General features: G+C 72.9%; 23 protein-coding genes. 7 read left to right on the top strand and 16 right to left on the bottom strand.

Features of this window, described 5'->3' with window-relative positions; translation table 11 throughout:
• Positions 1-6: 6 nt before the first annotated feature.
• Positions 7-1,230 carry a radical SAM family heme chaperone HemW gene (hemW, locus tag O7597_RS04080; RefSeq protein WP_281582051.1) on the bottom strand — a complete coding sequence of 408 codons (1,224 nt, stop codon included), beginning with the start codon at positions 1,228-1,230 and terminating at the stop codon, positions 7-9.
• A 20-nt stretch (positions 1,231-1,250) separates the two neighbouring features.
• On the opposite strand from hemW, the gene O7597_RS04085 reads away from it, so the two are divergent.
• The 3 genes from O7597_RS04085 (at position 1,251) to O7597_RS04095 (ending at position 4,241) form a co-directional block, all read left to right on the top strand.
• Positions 1,251-2,039 carry an enoyl-CoA hydratase-related protein gene (locus O7597_RS04085; RefSeq protein ID WP_281582052.1) on the top strand — a complete coding sequence of 263 codons (789 nt, stop codon included), beginning with the start codon at positions 1,251-1,253 and terminating at the stop codon, positions 2,037-2,039.
• A gap of 118 nt (positions 2,040-2,157) precedes the next feature.
• Complete coding sequence (locus tag O7597_RS04090; RefSeq protein WP_269738690.1) at positions 2,158-3,117, top strand: hypothetical protein; 960 nt, start codon at positions 2,158-2,160, stop codon at positions 3,115-3,117.
• Between the two features lie 218 nt (positions 3,118-3,335).
• Positions 3,336-4,241: a phytanoyl-CoA dioxygenase family protein gene (locus tag O7597_RS04095; RefSeq protein ID WP_281582053.1), complete on the top strand. Its 906-nt coding sequence runs from the start codon at positions 3,336-3,338 to the stop codon at positions 4,239-4,241.
• Between the two features lie 87 nt (positions 4,242-4,328).
• On the opposite strand, the gene O7597_RS04100 is transcribed toward O7597_RS04095, so the two are convergent.
• The 4 genes from O7597_RS04100 to O7597_RS04115 form a co-directional block, all read right to left on the bottom strand.
• Positions 4,329-4,973, bottom strand: a complete 645-nt coding sequence (locus O7597_RS04100; protein ID WP_281582054.1) for an MOSC domain-containing protein — start codon at positions 4,971-4,973, stop codon at positions 4,329-4,331.
• Positions 4,974-5,110: 137 nt separating this feature from the next.
• The gene (locus O7597_RS04105; protein ID WP_093407532.1) at positions 5,111-5,398 is read right to left on the bottom strand and encodes a GlsB/YeaQ/YmgE family stress response membrane protein; all 288 of its coding nucleotides are present in this window, start codon (positions 5,396-5,398) and stop codon (positions 5,111-5,113) included.
• A gap of 214 nt (positions 5,399-5,612) precedes the next feature.
• Positions 5,613-7,487, bottom strand: coding sequence for a translation elongation factor 4 (gene lepA, locus O7597_RS04110; protein WP_281582055.1), 1,875 nt, complete (start codon positions 7,485-7,487; stop codon positions 5,613-5,615).
• Between the two features lie 94 nt (positions 7,488-7,581).
• On the bottom strand, positions 7,582-8,115 hold the full coding sequence (locus tag O7597_RS04115; RefSeq protein ID WP_281582056.1) for a DUF4240 domain-containing protein: 534 nt from the start codon (positions 8,113-8,115) through the stop codon (positions 7,582-7,584).
• 87 nt (positions 8,116-8,202) lie between these two features.
• On the opposite strand from O7597_RS04115, the gene O7597_RS04120 reads away from it, so the two are divergent.
• Together O7597_RS04120 and rpsT are read left to right on the top strand one after the other, a co-directional pair.
• Complete coding sequence (locus O7597_RS04120) at positions 8,203-9,189, top strand: phosphotransferase (protein WP_269737798.1); 987 nt, start codon at positions 8,203-8,205, stop codon at positions 9,187-9,189.
• 128 nt (positions 9,190-9,317) lie between these two features.
• Positions 9,318-9,584 carry a 30S ribosomal protein S20 gene (gene rpsT, locus O7597_RS04125; protein ID WP_164449404.1) on the top strand — a complete coding sequence of 89 codons (267 nt, stop codon included), beginning with the start codon at positions 9,318-9,320 and terminating at the stop codon, positions 9,582-9,584.
• A 100-nt stretch (positions 9,585-9,684) separates the two neighbouring features.
• Here the strand turns inward: rpsT and O7597_RS04130 are convergent, their stop codons facing one another.
• From O7597_RS04130 to pepN, 10 genes are all read right to left on the bottom strand, one after another.
• The gene (locus O7597_RS04130; RefSeq protein WP_281582057.1) at positions 9,685-10,266 is read right to left on the bottom strand and encodes a hypothetical protein; all 582 of its coding nucleotides are present in this window, start codon (positions 10,264-10,266) and stop codon (positions 9,685-9,687) included.
• Positions 10,263-11,243: a DNA polymerase III subunit delta gene (gene holA, locus O7597_RS04135; RefSeq protein ID WP_269737800.1), complete on the bottom strand. Its 981-nt coding sequence runs from the start codon at positions 11,241-11,243 to the stop codon at positions 10,263-10,265. Before holA ends, O7597_RS04130 begins: the two co-directional genes overlap by 4 nt.
• 121 nt (positions 11,244-11,364) lie before the next feature.
• Complete coding sequence (locus O7597_RS04140; RefSeq protein ID WP_281582058.1) at positions 11,365-13,737, bottom strand: ComEC/Rec2 family competence protein; 2,373 nt, start codon at positions 13,735-13,737, stop codon at positions 11,365-11,367.
• Positions 13,738-13,784: 47 nt separating this feature from the next.
• Entirely contained in the window at positions 13,785-14,906 is a 1,122-nt protein-coding gene (locus O7597_RS31715; RefSeq protein WP_348650788.1) for a helix-hairpin-helix domain-containing protein, read from the bottom strand.
• 256 nt (positions 14,907-15,162) lie between these two features.
• Complete coding sequence (locus O7597_RS04150; protein ID WP_281582059.1) at positions 15,163-15,936, bottom strand: SDR family oxidoreductase; 774 nt, start codon at positions 15,934-15,936, stop codon at positions 15,163-15,165.
• Positions 15,937-16,051: 115 nt separating this feature from the next.
• Positions 16,052-16,939 carry a DegV family protein gene (locus O7597_RS04155; RefSeq protein WP_281582060.1) on the bottom strand — a complete coding sequence of 296 codons (888 nt, stop codon included), beginning with the start codon at positions 16,937-16,939 and terminating at the stop codon, positions 16,052-16,054.
• A 48-nt stretch (positions 16,940-16,987) separates the two neighbouring features.
• On the bottom strand, positions 16,988-17,653 hold the full coding sequence (locus tag O7597_RS04160; protein ID WP_281582061.1) for a histidine phosphatase family protein: 666 nt from the start codon (positions 17,651-17,653) through the stop codon (positions 16,988-16,990).
• Positions 17,650-18,054, bottom strand: a complete 405-nt coding sequence (rsfS, locus tag O7597_RS04165; protein WP_269737803.1) for a ribosome silencing factor — start codon at positions 18,052-18,054, stop codon at positions 17,650-17,652. Before rsfS ends, O7597_RS04160 begins: the two co-directional genes overlap by 4 nt.
• A gap of 99 nt (positions 18,055-18,153) precedes the next feature.
• Positions 18,154-18,750 carry a nicotinate-nucleotide adenylyltransferase gene (nadD, locus tag O7597_RS04170; RefSeq protein ID WP_269737804.1) on the bottom strand — a complete coding sequence of 199 codons (597 nt, stop codon included), beginning with the start codon at positions 18,748-18,750 and terminating at the stop codon, positions 18,154-18,156.
• 72 nt (positions 18,751-18,822) lie between these two features.
• Complete coding sequence (pepN, locus tag O7597_RS04175) at positions 18,823-21,336, bottom strand: aminopeptidase N (protein ID WP_281582062.1); 2,514 nt, start codon at positions 21,334-21,336, stop codon at positions 18,823-18,825.
• A 68-nt stretch (positions 21,337-21,404) separates the two neighbouring features.
• Here pepN and O7597_RS04180 point away from each other — a divergent pair, with 68 nt between their 5' ends.
• On the top strand, positions 21,405-21,623 hold the full coding sequence (locus O7597_RS04180; protein WP_093407559.1) for a DUF397 domain-containing protein: 219 nt from the start codon (positions 21,405-21,407) through the stop codon (positions 21,621-21,623).
• 54 nt (positions 21,624-21,677) lie between these two features.
• Here O7597_RS04180 and O7597_RS04185 read toward each other — a convergent pair whose 3' ends face one another.
• A complete protein-coding gene (locus O7597_RS04185) occupies positions 21,678-22,058 on the bottom strand; it encodes a hypothetical protein (RefSeq protein WP_269737806.1) in 381 nt (126 codons plus the stop codon).
• Between the two features lie 264 nt (positions 22,059-22,322).
• On the opposite strand from O7597_RS04185, the gene O7597_RS04190 reads away from it, so the two are divergent.
• On the top strand, positions 22,323-23,567 hold the full coding sequence (locus O7597_RS04190) for a cytochrome P450 (RefSeq protein ID WP_281582063.1): 1,245 nt from the start codon (positions 22,323-22,325) through the stop codon (positions 23,565-23,567).
• The last annotated feature ends 58 nt before the right edge of the window (positions 23,568-23,625 follow it).

The raw sequence follows: 23,625 nt of genomic DNA on the forward strand, positions 1-23,625 counted from the left end.
CGGGGGTCAGGGCAGCAGGTCGCGGACCACGGCGTCGGCGAGCAGCCGGCCGCGCAGGGTGAGCACGGCGCGGCCGGCGGCGTGGGCGGGCTCGGCGAGCAACCCGGCGGCCAGCGCCCGCGCCGCGCCGGCCCGGCCGGCGTCGGTCAACACGTCGAGCGGCAGGCCGCCGGCCAGTCGCGAGCGGAGCATGACGTCCTCCATGTGCGCCTCGTCGCCGGTGAGCACCTCCCGGGCCTGCCCGGGAGACGCCCCGGCGGCGAGGCGTTGCGCGTACGCGCCGGGATGTTTGACGTTCCACCAGCGCACCCCGCCGACGTGGCTGTGCGCCCCCGGCCCGAGGCCCCACCAGTCCCCGCCGGTCCAGTAGAGCAGGTTGTGCCGGCAGCGTGCCTGCGGCGTGCGGGCCCAGTTGGAGACCTCGTACCAGGAGAAGCCGGCCGCGCCGAGGGTGGCCTCGGCGGCCAGGTACCGGTCCGCCGCCACGTCCTCGTCCGGGTACGGCAGCTCGCCCCGGCGCATCCGGGCGGCAAGTCGGGTGCCGTCCTCGACGATCAGGGCGTACGCGCTGACGTGGTCCACGCCGGCGGCCACCACCTGGTCCAGTGAGGCGGCGAAGTCCTCGGCCCGCTCCCCCGGCGTGCCGTAGATCAGGTCGAGATTGACGTGGTCGAAGCCCGCGTCGCGGGCCTCCAGGGCGGCGGCGGGGGCCCGGCCGGCGCTGTGCCGGCGGTCCAGCACGGCGAGCACCCCGGGCGCGGCCGACTGCATGCCCAGCGAGATCCGGGTGTACCCGGCCGCGCGCAGCTCCTTCAGCGAGGTCGGCGTCACCGACTCCGGATTCGCCTCGGTGGTCACCTCCGCGTCGGCGGCCAGCCCCCAGGTCCGGTCGATCGCGTCCAGGATGCGGGCCAGGTCGTCGGCGGGGAGCAGGGTGGGGGTGCCGCCGCCGACGAAAACCGTCTCCACCCGGGGCGGCGGAGCGTCCTTGAGTACCCGGGCGGCGAGGGCCAGCTCCGCCAGCACGGTGTCGGCGTAGCCCTCCCGGCTCGCTCCGCCGCCCAGCTCGTCGGCGGTGTACGTGTTGAAGTCGCAGTAGCCGCACCGGCTCGCGCAGAAGGGCACGTGCACGTAGACCCCGAAACCCCGGGCGCCCACGGACGCGCGGGCGGACGCGGGCAGCGACCCGTCGGCCGGGACGGGCTCGCCTGCTGGAAGGACGCCGGGCATGGCCACTAGTGTGCCCTGGCATGACCTCTCCCGACGCGCTCGTGCGGGTCGCCACGGCCCACGGGGTGACCACGCTCACCCTGGACAGTCCGCACAACCGCAACGCGCTCTCCACCCCGTTGATGACCGAACTGCTGGCGGGGCTGGCCGCCGCGGTCGCCGACGACGCGGTCCGGGTGATCGTGCTCGACCACACCGGGCCGGTCTTCTGCTCCGGAGCCGACCTGAAGGAGACCGCGGCGGCGTACGCCAGCGGCACGGTGCCCGCCGGGATGCTGGGTGACGTGCTCGCGGCGGTCCGGGAGTGTCCGAAGCCGGTGCTGGCCAGGGTCGCCGGCCCGGCGCGGGCCGGCGGCCTGGGCCTGATCGCGGCGGCCGACCTGGCGGTCTGCGCGGCCGAGGCCACGTTCGCCTTCACCGAGGTGCGGATCGGGGTGATCCCCGCGGTGATCTCCGCGACGGTGCTGCCCCACCTGACGACGCGGGCGGCAGCCGAGCTGTACCTGACCGGCGACACCTTCGACGGCCGGCGGGCCGCCGAGATCGGCCTGGTCACCGCCGCGGTGCCGGCCGAGGAACTGGACGCCACGGTGCGGCGGTACTGCGAGTCGCTGGTCCGTGGGGCCCCGGCGGCGCTGGCCGGGGCGAAGCGACTGCTGCGCCGTCCGCCCGCCGTCGACCTGCGCGCCGAGCTGGCCGAGCTGGCCGAGTTGTCCACCGGGTACTTCCTGTCGGCCGACGGGGTCGAGGGGGTCACCGCGTTCCGGGAGAAGCGGGCACCGCGCTGGGTGGCGGAACTCGGTAGGTGAGGTACGGCCGGGACGGGGAACCTCGGGTTGCACGTGGGTGCCGCGCGGGGGCGGAACCGGTCGGACGACACGTACGGGTCGATGCGGGACGTACGCTTGGCGGACCTTGACACAGGAGGTGCGGGTGCGATCTCGGGCTGTCGCGACGGGCTTCGTGGTCCTCGTCCTGATCGCCGCGATCGGGATGATCGTGGTGCTGAGGCAGGCCGGTGACGGGCTACGGCTGCCGCTGGCCGGCCGGGCCTGCACGGTGCAGGCCGACGGCGAGGTGACGCTCGACTCGCAGCAGATGGCGAACGCGGCGACCATCGCGGCGATCGGCGTGCAGCGTGAGATGCCCGAGCGGGCGGTGGTGGTGGCGCTCGCCACCGCGTACCAGGAGTCCGGGCTGCGCAACCTGACCGGTGGCGACCGCGACTCCGTGGGGCTGTTCCAGCAGCGACCGAGCCAGGGGTGGGGCACACCGACCCAGATCCGCGACCCCCGGTACGCGGCGGGCAAGTTCTACGCGGCGCTGAAGAAGGTGCGCGGCTGGGAGGACATGCGGGTCACCGACGCGGCGCAGAAGGTGCAGCGTTCGGCGTTTCCGGAGGCGTACGAGAAGTGGGCCGACGAGTCGCAGGTGCTCACCCGGGCGCTGCTCGGTCACGCCAGCACAGCGGTCAGCTGCGCGGTGGGCGGTGATCCGGTGCTGCGCGGTGCCGCCGCCATCGCCGCGCTGACCGAGGGACTGTCGCTCGACTGGGGTCTGGTGGCCCTCCGCTCCGGCGACGACCGGCGGGCGGGCCGGGGCTACTTCAGCTCCGCCGTCGACAGCTACGGCAACCCGACCCTGCTGAAGGTGAGCGTCAACGACGTCGAGCGGAGCCCCGCCGGCAGCCTGACGACCTCGGCCGAGGGCGTGCGGGCCGGCTGGCGGTACACGCACTGGCTGGTCTCCCACGCGAAGGAGCACGGGGTGAAGCGGGTGACCTACGACGGCCGGGAGTGGACCGCCAAGCGCGGTGACTGGAAGCGGTTGCCGGACAGCGACCGGGGCGACGCGGAGGTCCTCGCCGAGGTCCACGCCGACGTCTGAGCGACCCCGATCTCCTTACCCGCAGTCACCGCAAAAACCGGCAATTAACCACATAAGGCCCGGTCTTGCCACGTTGGGTGACGTGCGGTAGTCGAACAACCGCCATCAGTCGCCATGCCTGTGGAAAGGTCACGGGGTGCCCCACGGGCCGTCCGGACGCGCGTTACGATCGGCGGCCTGTGCCAGAAATGGTTTCACCTCTTGGGGAGGGGTACGACGTGGCGTTCGACTACGGCGACCGGACCGGCTACGAACCGATCAGTGACGTCGACCGCAAGGAGTTCCACGAGCAGGGCTTTCTCCTGCTGCGAAACGTCCTGACCGAGGATCACCGAGCCGCTCTCGAGGCCGCGGTCGACCGGGTGTACGAGGAGGAGAAGGCCAAGGGCAACACCACCAAGGACGGCACCCTGCACCTGCTGGGTTTCCTTGAGCGGGACGAGCTCTTCGGCGAGCTGCTCACCCACCCGATCGCGTTTCCCTACATGTGGGGCCTGGCAGGCTGGAACATCTACACCCACCACAACCACCTCGACGTGACGCCGCCGGCGTTGGAGCCCGAGAAGCCGTACTGGGGTTGGCACCAGGACGGGTACCGGCAGAACTCCGACCCGGAGACGATGGACCCGAACCTGCCGCGGCCGATGTTCTCGCTGAAGGTCGCCTACGTGCTCTCCGACCTGTCGGAGAAGGGCCGGGGCGCGACGAAGGTGATCCCCGGCAGCCACCTGTGGAACTCGCTGCCCCGCCCGACGGACCTGAGCGTGCACAACCCGGACCCGGAGGGCACCGTCGAGATCACCGCCAACCCGGGCGACGCCTTCATCTTCGACCGCCGCCAGTGGCACTCCCGGTCGACGAACCTGTCGAACATCACCCGCAAGATGCTGTTCGTCGGTTACACCTACCGGTGGATCCGCCCGCTGGACGAGCTGCACCCCGACAAGGACGGCGAGTGGTACCGCAACCGCACGCCGGTGCAGCGCCAGCTGCTCGGTGAGGGCACCCACACGGCCAACTACTGGGGCATCAACTGGGACGGCTACATCGACGACGAGATCCCGCTGCGCAAGGAACTCAAGCAGCGCGGTCTGCTCAACCGCAACATCCCCTGGCTCCGCTGACCGGAGGAGTGACGACAGGCCCCGTGGCCACGCCTGGACGTGGTCCCGGGGCCTGTCGTGTCATCTCGGCACGGACCCGGCCGTCGATCAGCCGGCCGGCTCGCCGACCCGGCGACGCGCCTTCTCCCGGATCGGCTCGGGCAGGTCGTCGGCCGCCAGCAGCCTGGGCAGCAACGACGGCTCCAGGCTGAGCGCGCGGAACACCTCGCCGAGGGTCACCCCGTGTGCCGGCCGGTGCACGATCTCGATCGGATCGCCGGCACCCACCGCGCCCTCGCGGAGCACCCGCAGGTACGCACCGGGGGTCGCCCGCGCGGTGAACCGCTTGATCAGATCCGGTACGCCCCAGAAGCCGGCGAAGGTCCGGCACGGCGTGCGCGGCATGGTCACCTGGAGCAGCGCCTCGCCGACGGCCCACTGCTCGCCGATCACGGCACCGGTCACGTCGACCGCGTACGTGGTGAGGTTCTCGCCGAAGCCACCGGGGCGGATGGTCCGCCCGAGGTCGGCCTCCCACCAGGCCGCGTCCTCCTCCGCGTACGCGTAGACGGCCTGGTCCGGGCCACCGTGGTGGGCCCGCTCGCCGATGAAGTCGCCGGCCACGCCGTCGACGCGGAACAGCACCGGCGCGTCGGCCGGCCGCTTGTCGATGCCGCTGCGTCCGCTCGCCGCACCGGCCCACGCCGCCTGGGTCACGATCCCGACGTTCACCGATGCCACCCTGCCCGTCATGATCACATTCTACGGGGAACGGCCCCGGCGCGCCGCCCTCGCCCACCGGCGGACGCCTCAGGTCGATCCGCCTCCGGACGACGCATGCGAAAGGCGCCCGACCTCGGCGGTCGGGCGCCTTTCGACAGGTTCAGCGGTTACCGGTGGGTGACACCCCGGCGGTTGCGGCCCACCCCGGCGACCAGCGCGACGGCGACGGCGGCCAGCAGCACCTGGAGCATCAGCTCCCGCCAGTCGATGCCGGCGGTCTCGGCGAAGCCGGACGCGCGGGCGATCACGGTGCCGAGCAGCGCGGCACCGACACCGATGAGCATGTGCAGCCAGATCGGCATGTTCTGACGGCCCGGTACCACCAGTCGGCCAAGCGCACCGACGATCAGACCAACGATCAGGGCGGTGATGATGCCCCAGACGGTGAGCTCCATGATCGCTCTCCTTCACGAAAGACGTTCAACGTTTGTGGTGTTCCTGTCGTGACCGCCTAATGCCCGACCCACGAAGATCCCAAACCGGCTTTTCTGGCCGAGAGGTCGCGACCACCCCGAAAGATCGCGTCACCGGCCCACGCGCGAACGGGCGCCCGGCCGAGGTGGCCGGGCGCCCGTGGGGACGGCTGCGCCTAGGTACGCAGCCGCACGATCACTTCTTTCCGCTGCCCTTGCCGTCGGAGTCGGAGGAGAGCGCGGCGATGAACGCCTCCTGCGGCACCTCCACCCGGCCCACCATCTTCATCCGCTTCTTGCCCTCCTTCTGCTTCTCCAGCAGCTTGCGCTTACGGCTGATGTCGCCGCCGTAGCACTTGGCGAGCACGTCCTTGCGGATGGCGCGGATCGTCTCCCGGGCGATCACCCGGCTGCCGATGGCCGCCTGGATCGGCACCTCGAACTGCTGGCGCGGGATGAGGTTGCGCAGCTTCGCCGCGATGGTGGTGCCGTAGGCGTACGCCTTCTCCTTGTGCACGATCGCGCTGAACGCGTCCACCGGCTCGCCGTGCAGCAGGATGTCGACCTTGACCAGGTCGGACGCCTGCTCGCCGGAGGGCTCGTAGTCCAACGACGCGTAGCCCTTGGTACGGCTCTTCAACTGGTCGAAGAAGTCGAAGATGATCTCGGCGAGGGGCAGCGTGTAGCGCAGTTCCACCCGGTCGGCGGAGAGGTAGTCCATGCCCAGCAGGCTGCCGCGCCGGCCCTGACACAGCTCCATCACCGCGCCGACGTAGTCGTTGGGGGTGAGCACCGTGGCCCGCACCGTCGGCTCGTACACCTCGGCGATCTTGCCGGTCGGGTACTCGCTGGGGTTGGTGACCACGACCTCGTCGCCGTCCTCCTGGATGGCCCGGTAGACCACGTTCGGCGCGGTCGAGATCAGGTCGAGGTTGAACTCCCGCTCCAGCCGCTCCCGGATGATCTCCAGGTGCAGCAGGCCGAGGAAGCCGCAGCGGAACCCGAAGCCGAGCGCACCGGAGGTCTCCGGCTCGTAGGTCAACGCGGCGTCGTTGAGCTTGAGCTTGTCCAGTGCGTCCCGCAGCGCCGGGTAGTCCGACCCGTCGATCGGATACAGGCCCGAGTAGACCATCGGCTTCGGATCCTTGTAGCCGCCGAGCGCCTCGGTGGCCGGCCGGCCGTTGATGGTGACCGTGTCACCGACCCGGGACTGCCGGACGTCCTTCACCCCGGTGATCAGGTAGCCGACCTCACCGACGCCGAGCGCGTCCGCCTTGACCATCTCCGGCGAGATGACCCCGATCTCCAGCAGCTCGTGGGTGGCGCCGGTGGACATCATCTTGATCCGGTCCCGGGCGCCGATCCGCCCGTCGATCACCCGCACGTAGGTGACCACGCCCCGGTAGACGTCGTAGACCGAGTCGAAGATCATGGCGCGGGCCGGGGCCTCGGCGTCACCGACCGGCGGGGTGAACTGCCGGACGATCTCGTCGAGCAGGTACGGCACGCCCTCGCCGGTCTTGCCGGAGACCCTGATGCAGTCCGCCGGGTCGCCGCCGATCAGGTGGGCCAGTTCCTCGGCGTACTTCTCCGGCTGGGCGGCCGGCAGGTCGATCTTGTTGAGCACCGGGATGATGTGCAGGTCGTTCTCGAGCGCGAGGTAGAGGTTCGCCAGCGTCTGCGCCTCGATGCCCTGGGCCGCGTCGACAAGCAGGATCGCGCCCTCACAGGCCGCCAGCGACCGGGACACCTCGTAGGTGAAGTCGACGTGACCAGGCGTGTCGATCATGTTGAGCACGGCCTGCTCGCCGGCCCGCTCGCCCTCGGCGATGGTCCACGGCATCCGGACCGCCTGGCTCTTGATGGTGATGCCGCGCTCGCGCTCGATGTCCATCCGGTCGAGGTACTGCGCGCGCATCTGCCGCGGGTCGACCACGCCGGTGAGCTGCAACATCCGGTCGGCCAGGGTCGACTTTCCGTGGTCGATGTGGGCGATGATGCAGAAGTTCCTGATCCGCGCCGGGTCGGTGGCACCAGGAGCGTTCGCGCCGGGATCGAGCGTCGGTGGCACAGCGGTCCGTTCTGGTCGGCTGACGTGAGCGGGCCGGCACGCGCCGGCCCCCTCTATGCTCCCACGTCCCCGGCGGGCGTCGGCCGGGCGTCCGTCACTCCTGCGGCGGCTCGACGAAGAGGGTGGCGAGCCGGGGCAGTCGGCGGCGGGCCTCCTCCTCGTCGTCGAAGTCCCAGAAGTCGTTCAGGTCGGGTTGCCGGATCGCCTCGCGCTCCCCCGGCAGGTCGCTCGCGGTGGCTCTGCGGTACGCGTCCCACGGCACCGCGAGCATGTCCGCGCACTCGAACTCCTCGCCGCTGAGCGAGGCGGACCGGATCTGTGGCAGCTCGGCCAGCGAGTCCGGGTCGGCGACCGCCCGGGCGAACACCTCCCGTCCCTGGGTCATCAGCCAACCCCGGAAGTACTCGAAGCCGTCGTCGGAGGCACCGCCGTTGATCAGGTAGGCGGCGCCCCAGAGATCGACCCGGTAGGACGCGGCGAGGACCCGTTGCTGGTGGTGGGCGTACCCGACGATCTCCTCGGGGTCGCGGGCGGCGAGCAGCGCGACGGCCCGGGCGGCGACGGCGTCCGGCTCTCCCCTGCCGGTGCGGGCGCGGTCGATCAACTGCCAGAAGTCGTCGGTCCTCATGGCCCGCCAGTCTGGCAGACGCCGCCCCGGGTGCCCGGATCCGCGCGGGAGGTCGCCGCCCGACCGGTCACCGGGCAGCATGGTCGAGTGAGCGTTCCGTCCCCGCCCGCCGTGCCGTACCACGCCACCGCCCAGCGACCCGCCTGGTCGGACCTGCCGGCGCGGGTGCGGGCCGCGGTGGCCACCCGGCTGGGCGCCCCGGTGGTCCAGGCCCGGACCGCCGGTGCCGGCTTCACCCGCGGCTTCGCCGCGCTGCTGCGCGCCGCCGACGGGCACCGCGCCTTCGTCAAGGCCGCGCCGCACGCCGAGCAACCGCACCTGGTCGACTGGTACGCCCGGGAGGCCGCGATCCTGAGCCGGCTGCCGGCCGGGCTGCCGGTGCCCCGCCTCCGCTGGACGCTGTGGGAGGCGGGCTGGTTCGTCCTGTGCCTCGATGCCGTCGACGGTCACACCCCCCGGCTGCCCTGGAACCAGGTCGAACTGACCGCCACCCTCGCCGCGTTCACCGGCGTCGCCGAGGCGCTCGCCGATCCTCCGGACGAGTTGACCGCCCTCGGCCTGCCCCACCTCGCCGACCTGGCCCGCGAGGACATCCTCTGGTGGGACGAGGTCGACGCCGGCCGGGAACCGGTACCGCCGCTGCCGGCCCCGGCCCGGGGACGGCTGGCCGAGCTGGTGGCGCTGGAGTCGCGCCTGCCCGGGTACGCCGCCGCCGCGACCGGGCTGACCCACGGCGACCTGCGGGTCGACAACGTGCTCGTCGACACCGCCGGTGCGGCCTGGTTCTGCGACTGGTCGTGGCTGTGTCACGGGCCGGCCTGGTTCGACCTGGTCACCCTGCTGATCACCGGATACGCCACCGGGCTGGACGTCGACGCGCTCTTCGCCGCCCACCCGGCCGCCGCCGACGCACCCGACGACGCCCTGGATGTCGCGCTCGCCGCCCTGGCCGGCTACCACCTCACCGCCACGACATCGGCACCACCCACCGCGTCGCTTCACTTGCCCGCCCACCACCGCTGGACCGGCGAACAGGCCCTCGCCTGGCTCTCCCACCGCCGCGCCTGGACCTGACCCCACCCGCGGGAGGCTGTTTTGGCCTGTTCGAGCCGACCTGGTAACCTGGCTCTTCGCGCAGCGATGACGCATGCTCGTCGCGCGCACAAGCTGACCAACCCGAGCTATCAAGACGAGGCTGTCGCGTGGCGAACATCAAGTCCCAGATCAAGCGCAACCGGCAGAACGAGAAGCGCCGGCTGCGTAACAAGTCGGTCAAGTCGTCGCTGAAGACCGCCATCCGGAAGTTCAACGAGGCCGCTGAGGCCGGTGACGTCGAGAAGGCCACCGCCCTCATGCAGGATGCCTCGCGCAAGCTGGACAAGGCGGCCAGCAAGGGCGTCATCCACGGCAACCAGGCCGCGAACCGCAAGTCCGCGATCGCCAAGCGCGTCGCGTCGCTCGCCTCCTGAGTTAGCGCCAGTCCTGACGGAGCCCCGAGGCGATGCCTCGGGGCTTCCGCACGTCCGCCCACCGGTCGTGCTCGCGTCGAAGTCCGACCGGTCGCCCGGTTCAGGATCCGGGCTCGGTGGTGCCCGGTCGAGGCCCGGTCCCATCCCGATCCGCCGCCGGCCGGCTCCGGCCCGCTTCCTCGGCACCGCGGCGCGCGTCGTGCGCGGTTCCACCCGCGCCGTCCGTGGACCGGTCGGGCCGGCTGCCGAGGGCAGGCGGCCGCCGCCGTGCCGCGCCGGGGTGCTCCACCTCCGTCGGCTCGGTCCGCACCACGACGCCGGGCACGCTGTGCCGCAGCCAGTCGACCCGGGCACGGCCCACCACCGGCTCCATCTGTTGACGGAACCGGTCGCGTTCCTGCTCGGGTACGGCCGCGGCGGAGCGCACCACCGCGGCGGCCACCAGATCGTTGAGCTTGACCATCACGGCCACCGTGGCGGGTAGCACGAGCACCGCCCACCAGGTCACCAGTTCCGCGAGCGCGAGCAGCGCCGCCAGCGCGATCGCCCCCTCGAAGAAGATGAAGCAGAGCACCCCGCCCGGGTTGACGAACCGCAGGCCGAGCGCCCGCGCGTAGAACGGACGGTACCGCTCCTCCTCGGCCGGGATCGTGGCCCACGAGCCACGGAGGGCTCCGCTCACCTCGTGCCGCCCCGCCGGGCGGCCGCCACCGAGAAGACCGCCTTCTCCAGCGCGTACGCCCGGTCGTCGGAACCGCCCTTGACCGCCGCGTTGCACTCCGCCGCCGCCCGCATGGCCAGGACCAGACCGTCCGGGGTCCAGCCACGGGCCTGCCGTTGGGCCCGTTCCACCTTCCAGGGCGGCATGCCCAGGCTGCTGGCGAGTTGGTACGGGCTGCCCCGGCCGGCCGAGGCGACCCGGGCGACCGTACGGATGCCGTCGGCGAGGGCGTCGGCGATCGGCACCGGATCCACCCCCACGTGCAACGCCCAGCGCAGCGCCTCAAGCGCGCCCGGCAGGTCACCGACCATCGTGGCGTCCGCCACCGTGAAGCCGCTCACCTCCACCCGCCCCCGGTAGTAACGCGCCACCGTGTCGGCACCGATCCGGCCGTCGGTGTCGGCGATCAGCTGCGAGCAGGCCGCCGCGAGTTCGCGCAGGTCGTTACCGACCGCGGCGAGCAGCGCCTCGGCGGCGTCGTCCGTGCACCGCCCGCCGGCCCGGCGGAACTCGTCGCGGACGAAGGCCACCCGATCGCGGTGGCCCTTCAGCTTCACGGCGGGCACCACCCGGGCACCGGCCGACTTCAGACCGTCGGCGAACGCCTTGCCCTTCGCGGCACCGAGATGCGTCACCACGAGCTGCACCTCGGGGTCGGGGTTCTTGGCGTACGCCAGCAGGGCGGCGACCAGGTCCTTACGGGCGTCCTGACCGGACCGCAGCACCAGCACCCGACGCCCGCCGAACAGCGACGGGCTGAGCATCTCGTCGATCTCGCCGACGGTGAGCTGGCCGGCCTGGTACTCGCGCACGTCGACACCGGAGTCGGCGGCCCGGGCGGCGGCCACGGTTTCGGACACCGCGCGCGTGGCGAGCAGCTCCTCGTCGCCGAGGACGAGCACAATAGGAGCGGCACTGGCGGCGGTCACGCCGCCCATATTCGCACGCTCGGCCGGTCGGTCCACTCTGCTCGTCCAGACTCGGCCGGTGAACCCCGCACTCAGCGCAAATCCAGACATAGAGCTTATCTCCTGCTTTATGCCGTAAATAGTTGTCGATTCATCGTGGTGGACGAATCCGGTCGACGCCGGCGCTCACCACCGCCAGCCCTCGGGGCGACCGCACCACCGCCACGTCACCGCCGACGTCGGTACGCAGCACCCGGGCACCGCCCCGGGCCAGCCGGGCCAGCACCGCCCCGTTCGGGTGGCCGTAGCTGTTCCCCGTACCGACCGGCACCACCGCCACCGCCGGCCGCACCGCGTCCAGAAAGGCCGGATCCTGGTACGCGCTGCCGTGGTGGGCGACCTTTAGCACGTCCGCCCGCAGCCCGTCCGGCGGCAGCCGTTCCCGCAGCGCCCGCTGTTCCTCCACCTCGGCGTCGCCGGTCAGCAGGATCCGCACCCGGTCGACGGTGGCGAGCAGCACCAGGGAGTTGTTGTTCGGATCCGAACGGGTTCCGCGCATCGGGTACGGCGGCCCGAGCACGGCCAGGTCGACCGCGCCGGCCCGGTAGCGCCAACCCGGCTCTGCGGCGACGACCGGCGTACCGTGTGTCGCGGCGGTGCCGCGCACCAGGTCCCGGCCGGCCGCCGGTTCCGGCCACTGCGGAACCAGCACCGTGTCCACCCGCCGGTCCCGGAAGATCCCGGCCACCCCGCCGGTGTGGTCCACGTGGAAATGGCTGACGACCAGCAGCGACACCCGGCGCACACCGAGCCGACGCAGGCAGGCGTCCGCCGCCGCCGGATCCGGACCGGCGTCGACCACGACCGCACGCCCGGCCGCCACCGGCAGCAGCACCGTGTCGCCCTGACCCACCGCACAGGCCGTGACGACCCAACCGTCCGGCGGCCAGCCGGGCGCGACCACCCGCACCGGCAGCGCGCCCAGCACGACCGCGACGGCGCAGACCGCCACCAGACGGCGCACCACCGGGCGCCGGGCGGCGACCAGCAACGCCACGGTCAGCACCGTCAGCAGCAGCGCCCCGGACACCCCGCCCGGCCAGGGCAGGTTGCCCGCCGGCAGCCGCGCGCCGTACCGGGCGACCAGCACCAGCCACCACGCCGGCCAGTGCGCCAGCCAGGCGAGCAACTCGGCGCCGCCGGGCCAGATCGGCGAGAGCGTCGCCGCCGCCACGCCGAGCACCGTCGCGGGCGCGATCGCCGGCACCGCGAGCAGGTTCGCCGGCACCGCGACCAGGCTGACCGTGCCGGTCAGGCCGGCGACCACCGGCGCACAGGCGAGTTGTGCGGCGGCCGGCACCGCGAGCGCCTCGGCCACCCCCGGCGGTACGCCCCGCCGGCGCAGACCGTCCCGCCAACTCGGCGCGAGCAGCAGCAGACCGCCGGTGGCCAGTACGGACAGCGCGAAGCCGGGATCACCGGCCAGATCCGGGTCCACCACCACCAGCACCGCGACGGCGGCAGCCAACGCGGGCACCGCCGCCCGGGGGCGACCGGCCGCCAGCGCGGCGAGCCCGATCGCGCCCATGGTGGCGGCGCGTACCACGCTCGGCGACGGCCGGACCAGGATGACGAAGCCCACCAGAGCCAGCCCGCAGAGACCGACGGCCAGCGCCGGACCGGCTCGGGCCCAGCGGGCCAGCAACAGCACCGCCCCCACGACGATCGCGACATTCGATCCGGACACCGCGTTCAGGTGCGTCATCCCGGTGGCGCGGAAGTCCTCCGCCACCGCGTCGGGCAGCCGGCTGGTGTCCCCGACGACGAGGCCGGGCAACAGGCCGCCCGGCTCGTCCTGCAGCGGTGCGCACGCCTGCTGGAGGCCGGCGCGGAGCCGACCGGCCGCGCGTTGCAACGCCGAGGGAGCACCCAGTCGCACCGGTGCGCCCACGGCCATCAGGACCGCACCGGTGAGGTCGCCGCCGCGCGGCTCGGCCAGCCGCCCGTCGGTGGTGAGCCGTTGCCCGGGCAACAGCCCGCGCCAGGCCGGATCATCGGCGAGCACCAGTACCCGCGCCGGTACGGCGATCCGCTGGCCCTGCGGCCCGGTCAGGGCCACCAGCCTGGCCGGCACCAGCAGGGTCGGTGGACGACCCACGATGCCGCCGCGCACCGGCCGGGGGTCGTCCCGGACGACCAGCTCGGCGGTGACCCGGGCCCGTTCGTCGACCAGGGCACGCAGCGGGCCCGCGTCCCGTACGGTCAGCCGCGCCGAGGTGGCCGCCCCGCCACAGATCACGCCGATCAGGATCGCCACCACCACCCAGCCGTGGCGACGCACGGTCGGGCCGGGTCGCCCGGCGAAACCGAGCAGGTGCAGGGTCACCGCACCGGCGAGACCTGCCGCGACGGCGGCGAGCAGCAGCGTCCGGCGGGCATCGAGATGCAGCCCCGCCAACGCGGTGAGCCAGGCCGCCACCGCCAGCCCCGCCGTGCGGAGATCGGGTGCTCCCCCACCGGTCACGACTCCGGAGGTTCCGGCCGACATGCCGATCGGAGCGGGCGACGCCCTCACACCGTCACCAGGTCCTTGAGTTGCTCGTACCGGGCGTCACCGATCCCGGTCACCTGACGCAGGTCGCCGACGGACCGGAAGCCGCCGTGCTGATCGCGGTACTCGATGATCCGCTGGGCGAGCACCGGACCCACCCCGGGCAGCGTTTCGAGCTGCGCCGAGGTCGCGGTGTTCAAGTTGACCCGCCCACCCGCGCCGGGTCCGGCACCCGGGAGCGGGCCGGCTCCCGGACCCACCGCGCCCGAGGGCGCCGGGACGCCGACCAGGATCAGCTCGCCGTCGCTGATCTTGCGGGCCGGGTTCAGCATCGCCACGTCCACCCCCGGCAACGCGCCTCCGGCTGCGTCGAGGGCGTCGGCCACCCGCGCGCCGGCTGCCAACCGCACCAACCCGGGCCGGCGGACCTTACCGGCGACGGCGACCACCAGCTCACCGGTCGAACCCGCCGTCGGCCCGCCCGGCTCGTGGCCGGCCTCGACGGAGGGAGCCGGTGTCCCGGCGGTGCCGGTCTCGGCGACCACCGGCTCCACCTGAGGACGGGACCGCCAGGTCCAGACGCCCGCGGCGAGCACCACGAGCACGGCGACGGCCGCGAGCGCCCGCACTCCCCGCCGCCCCGGATCGAAGGCACTCGGCCCCGGAAGCGGGCTGGGCGGCGCCTCGTCGACCGTCCGCCCTCGTCCGACGTCGACCGGTGCCTCGTCGCTGACCCCAACCGGACCACCGGTCCGATCGGGGCCACCGGTCCGGGTCGGCCCGCCGGTCCAAACCGGCCCGCCGCCGACCGGACCCGTGTCACCGGCCCGGTCGGCGGTCTGGATCGGCAGCAGCACGGTAGGCCATCGCGTCACCGGCGGCGGCAGCCCGCCGGCAGCCCCGGCGAGCGGTGGCCGCCCGACGGACGGAGGCAGGTCGACATCCGGTGGCCGCCCCACGGACGGAGGCAGGTCAGTAGGCGGTGGCCGCCCGATGGACGGAGGCCACCCGGCGAGGGCCGGCGTCCGGTCGTCTCCCGGCCACGGCGGTACCGCGTCGTCCGCCGGCCGGTCCAGCGCGCCGGGCATCAGGTGCCACAGTCGCCGCCGGACCGCCATCTCCTCGTCCTCGTCCCTCGACACGGCGCGAGGCTAGGGCGGCGAGGCACCGCCAGGCGCGCCGAGCCGGTCGACCTGTGGACAGCGCGAGGCTCTGTGGACAGTGCCCTGATCATGCATCGGATCTGCTACGACCGCCGCCTTGGCGGTACGCGGGATCGCCCGACGATCCCGGACCCGGCAGGTGACCGAACCTCGGTCCACGTCGCCGACAACCAAACCCTCGCGGCCGCCACCAGGGCGGACCGCCAGGTGCGTGGCCGGTCCCGACACGCTCGGGTCAGTCCGTGCGCGCCTGCGGGTCCAGACCGAGGACGGCGCGCCCGCCGTCGACCGGCAGGGTCACCCCGTTGACGAAGCCCGCCGCCGGCGAGAGCAGGTACGCGACCGCCTCCGCCACGTCCTGCGGCTGCCCGATCCGGCCCGCCGGGTGCAGCCGGGCCAGCCTTGCCTCGATCCGCCGCGCCTGGTCCGGTTGGGACTCGGCGAGGAACGCCTCGTGTCGTTCGGTGGCCACCGAGCCGAGCGCGACCGCGTTGGCTCGGATGCCGTGCCGGCCGTACTCGACGGCCAGCGCCCGGGTCAGCCCCTCCAGCGCCGCCTTGGCTGTGGCGTACGGCAGGCAGCCCGGCACCGGTCGGCTCGCCTGGTGGGACGAGACGTTGACCACGGCACCTGCGGTGCCGGCGGCGAGGAAGCGGCGGACCGCGGTGGCGGCACCGACCACGGCGGGACGCAGGTTACGGGTGATCAGATCGACGATCTCGCCGACCGGCGCGTCGTGCACCGAGGCGTCGCGGAACACGGCCGCGTTGTTCACCCATCCGCTGAGCGGGTCGAAACGCTCCGCCAGGTCGGCGGCCCGCCCGGCGACGCCCTCGTCACCGGCGTCACCGACCACCGCCGCGAGGTGGTCGGCCCGGGCGTGCCCCGTCACCCAGGACAGTGCACCCGGATCGCGCTCGACCACCACCACCGTCCAGCCATGGGCGAGCAGGCTCTCCACGATGCCCCGCCCGACCCCGCGTCCCCCACCGGTCACCACACAGGACATCCGTCCCACCTCCCCAGCCCGGCCCCTGGGTCGATCCTCGCCCACCGAAGCCACAAGCGGCGAAGCGGGGCGCGCCGGTTCGCCCGCCGGCGTCGAGCGCCGGCTGGGTGGCCAGTCAGTGCCCCTGACGTCCAGGAGGGTCCGCCGCCGGATGCTCCGACGCACGATGGATCACCACGCAGGCGAGACCGGGACCGACGTGCACCGCCACGGCGGCACCGGCCTCGGAGACGTAGGTGTCGCGCAGCCGGTCACCGAGCCGGGCGGTGAGCGTGTCGACGAGCTGCTCGGCCCGCTGCGGCGCGTCGAGGTGGTGTACGGCCAGGTCCACCGGCCCGTCGCCGGCCGCCTCGACGGCGAGGTCCACCAGCCGCGCCATGCCCCGACTGGCGGTGCGGACCTTGTCCCGCAGCACGATGCGTCCCTCGGGCATGTGCAGGATGGGCTTGACCGACAGTGCGGTGCCGAGCAACGCCTCGGCCGCGTTGATCCGTCCGCCCCGCCGGAGGAACTCCAGCGTGTCGACGTAGAAGTGGATACTGGTTCGCCCGACGGCCGCTGCCGCCGCGGCGCGTACGCCGGCCAGGTCGGCGCCCCGCGCGGCGGCCCGGGCCGCCGCGATCGCCGGGAAGCCGAGACCCATCCCGCAGGAGCGGCTGTCGATCACGCTGACCCGGTCGCCCAGGTCGGCGGCGGCCAGTTCGGCGGCCTCGACCGTGCCGGAGAGCCCGGCCGACAGGTGCACCGAGACGACGCCCTCCGCTCCGGCCGCCAGCAGCTCCCGGTAGGTGCGGGAGAACTGCTCGGGCGACGCGCGGGAGGTGCTCACCGACACCCGCCGCGCGCGAAGCGCCCGGGTGGCGTCCGCGGGGAAGGTCTCGACCCCCTCCAGCCCTTCGACGCCGGCCAACACCACGGTCAGCGGCACCACGGTCAGCCGGTGCTCCCGCACCAGCTCGGGTGGCAGGTAGGCGGTGGAGTCGGTGACGACCGCGACTGGCATGCGGGCACCGTAGCGGATCAAGCTGGGCGACGGCCGGACCGCGTCCGCTCAGACCGGTTCGGCGGAGACCGGCACGACCGCCGCGCCGGTTCCGGTTCCGGTGGCGGGCACGTCCATCGGGCCGACGTTGTGGGCGCGCAGGTGCCAGCCGCGTTCCACGTCGTGGCGCAGCTCCGTCCAGTGACAGTTGCGCAGCGAGCCGACGGCGCGCAGCACGGCGTGCTCCCAGCCGAGCAGGTGGCCGCAGCCCTGCCGGGCGGCGCCGCCGTGGGTGGCGATCACCACGGTGCCCCCGGGCAGTTGGTCGGCTGCCTCCTGCAACGCGGTGCCGATGCGTTTGCCCAGCTCGTCCAGCGGTTCGACGTCCGCTCCCGGGTCTGGGTCCCCGGCCCGCCAGCGGGTGTACTCCGCCGGGAAACGCTCCGCCACCTCGGTCAGTAGCAGTCCCTGCCAGCGGCCGAAGTGCCGCTCCCGCAGTCGGGCGTCGGAGCGCACCGGCAGACCGGTCAGCGCGGACAGCGCTGCGGCGGTGTCCGCGGCGCGACTCAGGTCGCTGGCGACCAGGGCGTCCGGCCGTAGCGCGGCCAGCAGCGGCGCTGCCCTGCGTGCCTGTTCCCGGCCGAGATCGTTCAGCGGTACGTCGGTCTGCCCCTGCACCCTGCTGGCGGCGTTCCAGTCGGTGTTGCCGTGCCGCCAGATGATCAGCCTGGTCACTCGCCCGATCCGGCGGAGGCCTCGGCCGGGGCGAGATCCCGGTCGACGAACGGGATCGTCGGGCAGTCCTTCCAGAGCCGGTCCAGGGCGTAGAACTCGCGTTCCTCGGTGTGCTGCACGTGCACCACGACGTCGACGTAGTCGAGCAGCACCCAGCGACCGCCGCGTTCGCCCTCCCGCCGCACCGGCTTCGCCTTCTCCGGCAGGTCGAGCAGGGCTTCCTCGATGGCATCGACGATGGCCAGCACCTGGCGTTCGTTCGGGGCCGCGGCGAGCAGGAACGCGTCGGTGATGGCGAGTTGGTCACCCACGTCGATGATGACGATGTCCTGAGCCTTCTTGTCGGCCGCGGCCTGGGCGGCGACGATCGCCAGCTGGTGAGCGCGTTCGGAAACTGTCACCGTTCTCCTTCGATCAACCGTGCGATGCCTCCAGCCTCTCACACGGCCCGGATTCCCGACTCACCAGTTTCAGCCGGAAAGAGGGGTGAAACGGTCAAATCACTCCCGGTACAGTCGCCGTTTCGCGATGTACTGCACCACACCATCGGGCACCAGATACCAGACCGGTTCGCCCCGGGCGACCCGCGCCCGGCAATCGGTGGACGAGATGGCCATGGCCGGGACCTGCACCAGACTGACCGTGTCGGCGGGCAGGTGCGCGGCGGTCAGCGCGAAACCCGGCCGGGTGACCCCGATGAAGTGGGCCAGCTCGAAGATCTCGTCGAGGTCCTTCCAGCTCAGGATGCGCTCCAGGGCGTCCGCGCCGGTGATGAAGAACAGCTGCGCCTTGGTCCCGTACTGGGAGCGCAGGTCACGGAGGGTGTCGACGGTGTAGGTGGGCCCACCCCGGTCGATGTCGACCCGGCTGACCTGGAACCGTGGGTTGGACGCGGTGGCGATCACGGTCATCAGGTAGCGGTCCTCGGCCGAGCTGACCGGCACGTCGGCCTTCTGCCACGGCTGCCCGGTGGGCACGAAGATCACTTCGTCGAGACCGAACCGGTCCGCCACCTCGCTCGCGGCCACGAGGTGCCCGTGATGGATCGGATCGAACGTCCCGCCCATGATGCCGATCCGCCGGATGTCTTCCTCCACTCCATGATCCTAGGGCGTGCCCGGGCGGAGCCGGGCCGGGCCGACGCTCCACGCCCGGCCCGGCTCCGGTGGTCACGCGGTCGTGGCGGCCACCGCCGTGCGCGCCACCAGGGCGCGGCGCAGGTCGTCGTCGGCGTCGGTGACCACCCGACGCAGCCCCGGCGTGAGGTCGTCGCGGGCCAGCAGCGCCGCGGCCGCCTCCCGGGTGGGTTGGGACACCGCGTGGCGGGGGAAGGCCAGCTTGGCGACCTCGTCGGCGACCCAGGGCGTACGCAGCCGCGCGGCGGCCGGCATGTCGGCGAAGTAGCTGGCCACGTAGGCGCTGGTGAGGTCGGCCTGCTCGGGCTGCCAGAAGCCCTCCGCCGTCGCCTCGACCAGCCGGTTCGACAGCTCCGTGTTCGACACGATGATCTCCCACGCGGCCTGCTTGGCGGCGGGCTCGGGCAGGGCCGCCCGGCACCGGGCGGCGCGTTCGGCACCGGTGGCGCTCGGGTCGGCCGCCGCCTCGGCCGCGATCTCGGCCGCACCGGCGGCACCGAGGACCACCAACCGGCCCAGCAGCGTCCACCGCAGCTCGGTGTCGACGGCCAGCCCGGCGGGGACGGCCCGGCCGGCGAGCCAACCGGTGAGCAACTCCGCGTCGGTGCTCGCGGCGATCAGCCCCCGGGCGGCAGCGAGTTGCAACGACTCTCCCGGCGCGGCGTCGTCCAGCAACCGCCGGCAGGACTCGGCGATCCGGGCCAGGGCGGACTGTCGCGCCAGCGGGTCGAGATAGCGATCGACGAGCGAGCGACTCATCGCCAGCACGTCCTCGACGATGATCACTTCCGTCTCGGTGGGCAACGCCGCGACGATGAGGTCGACCAGACCGGTGACCGGCCGTCCCCCGTCGGTCGCCGCGTCCAGCGCCTCGCCCCAGAGCAGGGCGCGGGTCAGCGGGTCGGTCAGGCGGGGCAGCAGCAGTGGCACCGCGTCGGCCGACCCGGCGTCAAGGCGGATCTTGGCGAAGGTGAGGTCGCCGTCGTTGGGTAGCAGAACCGCTGCCGCCGGCTCCCCGGCCAACCCGTCGAGCCGGGTACGGCCGTCGTCGGCCTTGGGATCGAGGTCGACCTCGAACCGCTCGGCGGTGCCGTCCACGGCGTACCGGCCTACGCCGATGCGGTGCGGGCGCAGCACCGGATGCGTCGGCGGCGCGGTCTGCGTGATCACGACCTCGTCGTACCGGCCCTCGGCGTCCACCGTCACCTCGGCCCGCAGCGTGTTCACCTGCGCGGTCCGCAGCCAGGACTCCGCCCAGTCGGTCAGCTCCCGGCCACTGCTGGCGGCCAGGCTCTCGAGCAGGTCGGCGAGGGTGGCGTTGCCGAAGCGGTGCCGGGCGAAGTGGTCGTTGAGGCCGGCCAGGAAGGCCTCGTCACCGAGCCACGCCACCAGCTGCCGCAGCACGCTGGCCCCCTTGGCGTACGAGATGCCGTCGAAGTTGAGCAGCCCCTCCGCGGCGTCGATCACCCGCTCGGGTGCCACCGGATGGGTGGAGGGGCGCTGGTCAGCGGCGTATCCCCACGCCTTGCGGCGCAGCGCGAACGTCGTCCACGCCCGGTCGAACCGGGTCGCCTCGGCCGTGACCCGGGTGCCGAGGTACTCCGCGAACGACTCGTTCAACCACAGATCGTCCCACCAACGCATGGTGACCAGGTCGCCGAACCACATGTGCGCCATCTCGTGGGCGATCGTGGTGGCCCGCAGCTCGCGCTCGCTGTCGGTGACCGCCGAGCGGAACACGTAGTCGTCGCGGAGGGTGACCAGGCCGGGATTCTCCATGGCACCCGCGTTGAACTCGGGCACGAACGCCTGGTCGTACTTGCCGAACGGATAGCGCTCGTCGAACAGCTCATGAAACCGGTCGAGACACTGCTTCGTGACGGTGAGGATCTCCGCCGCGTCGGCGTCGAGATGCTCGGCGAGGGAGCGCCGGCAGTACACCCCGAGCGGAATCCCGTCGTGGGTGTCCCGGCGGACGTGCCAGGGACCGGCGATCAGGGTGAAGAAGTACGTGGCGATCGGCAGGGTGGGGGCGAACTCCCACCGACCCGGCTCGGGGTTGGCCGCCAGTTCCGCGTTGGCCGCCACCGTCCAGTGCTCCGGCGCGGTCACCGACAACGTGACCGGCGCCTTCAGGTCCGGCTGGTCGAAGGCGGCGAAGACCCGCTGCACGTCGTCCAGGAACGACATCACGTAGAGGTAGGTCTCGCCGTCGGCGGGGTCGACGAAGCGGTGCATCCCCTCGCCGGTGTTCGTGTACGCCATCTCGGCCTCGACGACCAGCGTGTTTTGCGCCGCCAGGCCGGTCAGCGCCAGCCGGTTGTCGTCGAGCGTCGCGGGATCGAGGTCGGTGTCGTTGAGGCGTACGGCGCGCAGGTGCGCCGGCTTGACCTCGACGAAGGTGTCGGTGCCGGTGGCCCGGAACCTGATCGTGACGTGGGACCGGAACTGCTCACCGCCCCCGGTCAGGTCGAGGTCCACCTGGTAGGACTCGACGGTGATCGACGCGCCACGCGCGGTCGCCTCTGCACGGCTCAGGCTCGGCATCCGCTTATCCTGCCCGATGAGGGAACGAACCGGCTTCCCCATTTCCCCTGGTACTGGAGGACGGGACCATGACAGCGCACCCCAAGGGTGACTTCGACCTCTCCCGGGCGGTCTGGCAGCGGGCCGAGGGCGACACCTCGGAGGCCGCGGTGGAGGTCGCCTTCGTCGACGATCTGATCGGCATGCGCAACTCCGCCGAGCCGGACGGCCCGGTGCTGGTGTTCACCCAGGCCGAGTGGGACGCCTTCGTCGCGGGCGCCCAGGACGGCGAGTTCGACCTGGACTGAGTGCGCCGGCGGGTCCAGGAATGTCCGTCCGGCCGGGCGTTCCTGGACTCCGCGCTAACCACGGTCACCGTCGCCCCAACCGAGGCCACCGGGGCCGGGCGCGTGATGGAAACCGGCGTGGCCGGCGACATCGACACACCGTTCGGAGTCCGGCCCGAGGGCCCCGCAGAACAGCCGCTCGGCACGCTGCCAGGCATCGGCCGGTGACAGCGCGGAGGCACCGATCGCCAGCTCGGGCCGGAGCACACTCAACGCCTCGGCGTACCCGACCGCCACCTCGCGAGCGGTGACGAGATCGGCGGCGGTGAAGCCGAGATGCACGGTGAAATGGCGGTCGGGACGTGGGGGTCGGGACGGCGCCACCAGCGGCGGCCGGTCCCCGCCGGGCCTCCCGGCCTTCCACCGACGCCAGTACGTCGCACGGTTGTCCCGCATTCCATCCTCCCCGTGGCACGCCGAACCGCCTGGCCGACGACGCATCGACACCTCGGCCCGGCGGCCGGTTGACCACCGGCCAGGTCGACGACGCCGCCGAACTCAGCGAACCAGGATTCCCCGGCCCTGGGAGGGGCCAGCGACCGGCCCGACGACACCGCCGCCCGGCTGCACGGTTCATCGCCCGTGACCTGGGTAGGTACGCACTCTGCGACGATTGGACGGCCGGTCGGCGACGGCCGCGCCCCGGCAACAGGGAATCCGATGGCGACCATTCCGACGGACCGCGCTCCGGACAGCACCCTGGCCTTCCTGCGGGCCGGCTACCGGTTCGTCGGGCAGCGGTGCGACCGGTACGGCACCGACATATTCCAGACCAGGCTGCTGCTGGAACCGACGATCTGCCTACGCGGCCGGGCCGCCGCCGAGCTCTTCTACGACGCCGACCGGTTCGTGCGCGAGGGTGCCATGCCGGCTCGCGGTCAGCGCACGCTCACCGGCCGGGGCGGCGTCCAGGGGCTCGACGGCGACGCCCACCACGACCGCAAGGCCATGTTCATGTCGCTCATGAGCCCGGCCGCGGTCCGGCGACTCGGGCAGCTCTTCGCCGACGAGTGGCAGGCCCGGTTGCCCGCCTGGGAACTGTCCGGCACGGTGACGCTGCACACCGAGGTCGCGTCGATGCTGACCCGGGCGGTCTGCGCCTGGGCGGGGGTGCCGCTGAGCGGCGGCGAGCTGGACCGGCGGACCGCCGACCTGCAGGCCATGATTGACAGCGCCGCGGCGATCGGTCCCCGGCACTGGCGTGGTCGGCTGGGCCGCTACCGCGCTGAGTACTGGGGCGCTGACCTCGTCGAACAGGTACGCCACGGGAAGCTGTCGCCGCCCGACGGCACTGCCCTGCGGGTGATCGCGGAGCACCGCGACGGCGAGGGAGACCGGTTGCCGCGCCGCATCGCCGCGGTGGAGTTGCTCAACGTGCTCCGCCCGACCGTCGCGGTGGCCCGGTTCGTGGTCTTCGCCGCGCTGGCGCTGCACGACCATCCCGCCTGGCGGCAACGGGTACGCGACGACGCCGAGGCGGGGCAGTTCGTGCAGGAGGTACGCCGCTACTACCCGTTCTTCCCGGTGGCCGCGGCCCGGGTCCGGCGGGACTTCGACTGGCGGGGGTACCACTTCCCGCACGGCCGACGGGTGCTGCTGGATCTCTACGGCACCGATCATCATCCCGAGGTGTGGCCGGAGCCGGAGCGGTTCCGGCCGGAGCGCTTCGCCGGTTGGCCGGGTGACCCGTTCACGCTGGTACCGCAGGGCGGCGGAGACCATGTCGCCGGGCACCGCTGTGCCGGAGAGTGGATCACGATCGAGCTGATGAAGCGGGCGGTCACGCTGCTGACCGAGGTCATCCGCTACGACGTACCGCCGCAGGACCTCGCGGTGGACCTGAGCCGCATGCCGGCGCTGCCGGCCAGCGGCTTCGTGATCACCGCCGTACGGCACACCGGCTGAGCCCCCGCCCAGCGACCACCGGCAGGGACCGGGCCACCGGGGAAACCGGCGGCCCGGC

Source organism: Verrucosispora sp. WMMC514 (genome assembly GCF_027497295.1).
Classification (GTDB): Bacteria; Actinomycetota; Actinomycetes; order Mycobacteriales; family Micromonosporaceae; genus Micromonospora; species Micromonospora palythoicola.

Excerpts from the sequence above, each read along its gene's own strand:
- O7597_RS04190 (WP_281582063.1), top strand. The coding sequence starts at position 22,323 with ATGGCGACCATTCCGACGGACCGCGCTCCGGACAGCACCCTGGCCTTC.
- O7597_RS04105 (WP_093407532.1), bottom strand. The coding sequence starts at position 5,398 with ATGGAGCTCACCGTCTGGGGCATCATCACCGCCCTGATCGTTGGTCTG.
- O7597_RS04155 (WP_281582060.1), bottom strand. The coding sequence starts at position 16,939 with ATGCCAGTCGCGGTCGTCACCGACTCCACCGCCTACCTGCCACCCGAG.
- O7597_RS04100 (WP_281582054.1), bottom strand. The coding sequence starts at position 4,973 with ATGACGGGCAGGGTGGCATCGGTGAACGTCGGGATCGTGACCCAGGCG.
- O7597_RS04085 (WP_281582052.1), top strand. The coding sequence starts at position 1,251 with ATGACCTCTCCCGACGCGCTCGTGCGGGTCGCCACGGCCCACGGGGTG.
- O7597_RS04115 (WP_281582056.1), bottom strand. The coding sequence starts at position 8,115 with ATGAGGACCGACGACTTCTGGCAGTTGATCGACCGCGCCCGCACCGGC.
- holA (WP_269737800.1), bottom strand. The coding sequence starts at position 11,243 with ATGGGCGGCGTGACCGCCGCCAGTGCCGCTCCTATTGTGCTCGTCCTC.
- hemW (WP_281582051.1), bottom strand. The coding sequence starts at position 1,230 with ATGCCCGGCGTCCTTCCAGCAGGCGAGCCCGTCCCGGCCGACGGGTCG.
- pepN (WP_281582062.1), bottom strand. The coding sequence starts at position 21,336 with ATGCCGAGCCTGAGCCGTGCAGAGGCGACCGCGCGTGGCGCGTCGATC.
- O7597_RS04150 (WP_281582059.1), bottom strand. The coding sequence starts at position 15,936 with ATGTCCTGTGTGGTGACCGGTGGGGGACGCGGGGTCGGGCGGGGCATC.
- O7597_RS04185 (WP_269737806.1), bottom strand. The coding sequence starts at position 22,058 with ATGCGGGACAACCGTGCGACGTACTGGCGTCGGTGGAAGGCCGGGAGG.
- O7597_RS04180 (WP_093407559.1), top strand. The coding sequence starts at position 21,405 with ATGACAGCGCACCCCAAGGGTGACTTCGACCTCTCCCGGGCGGTCTGG.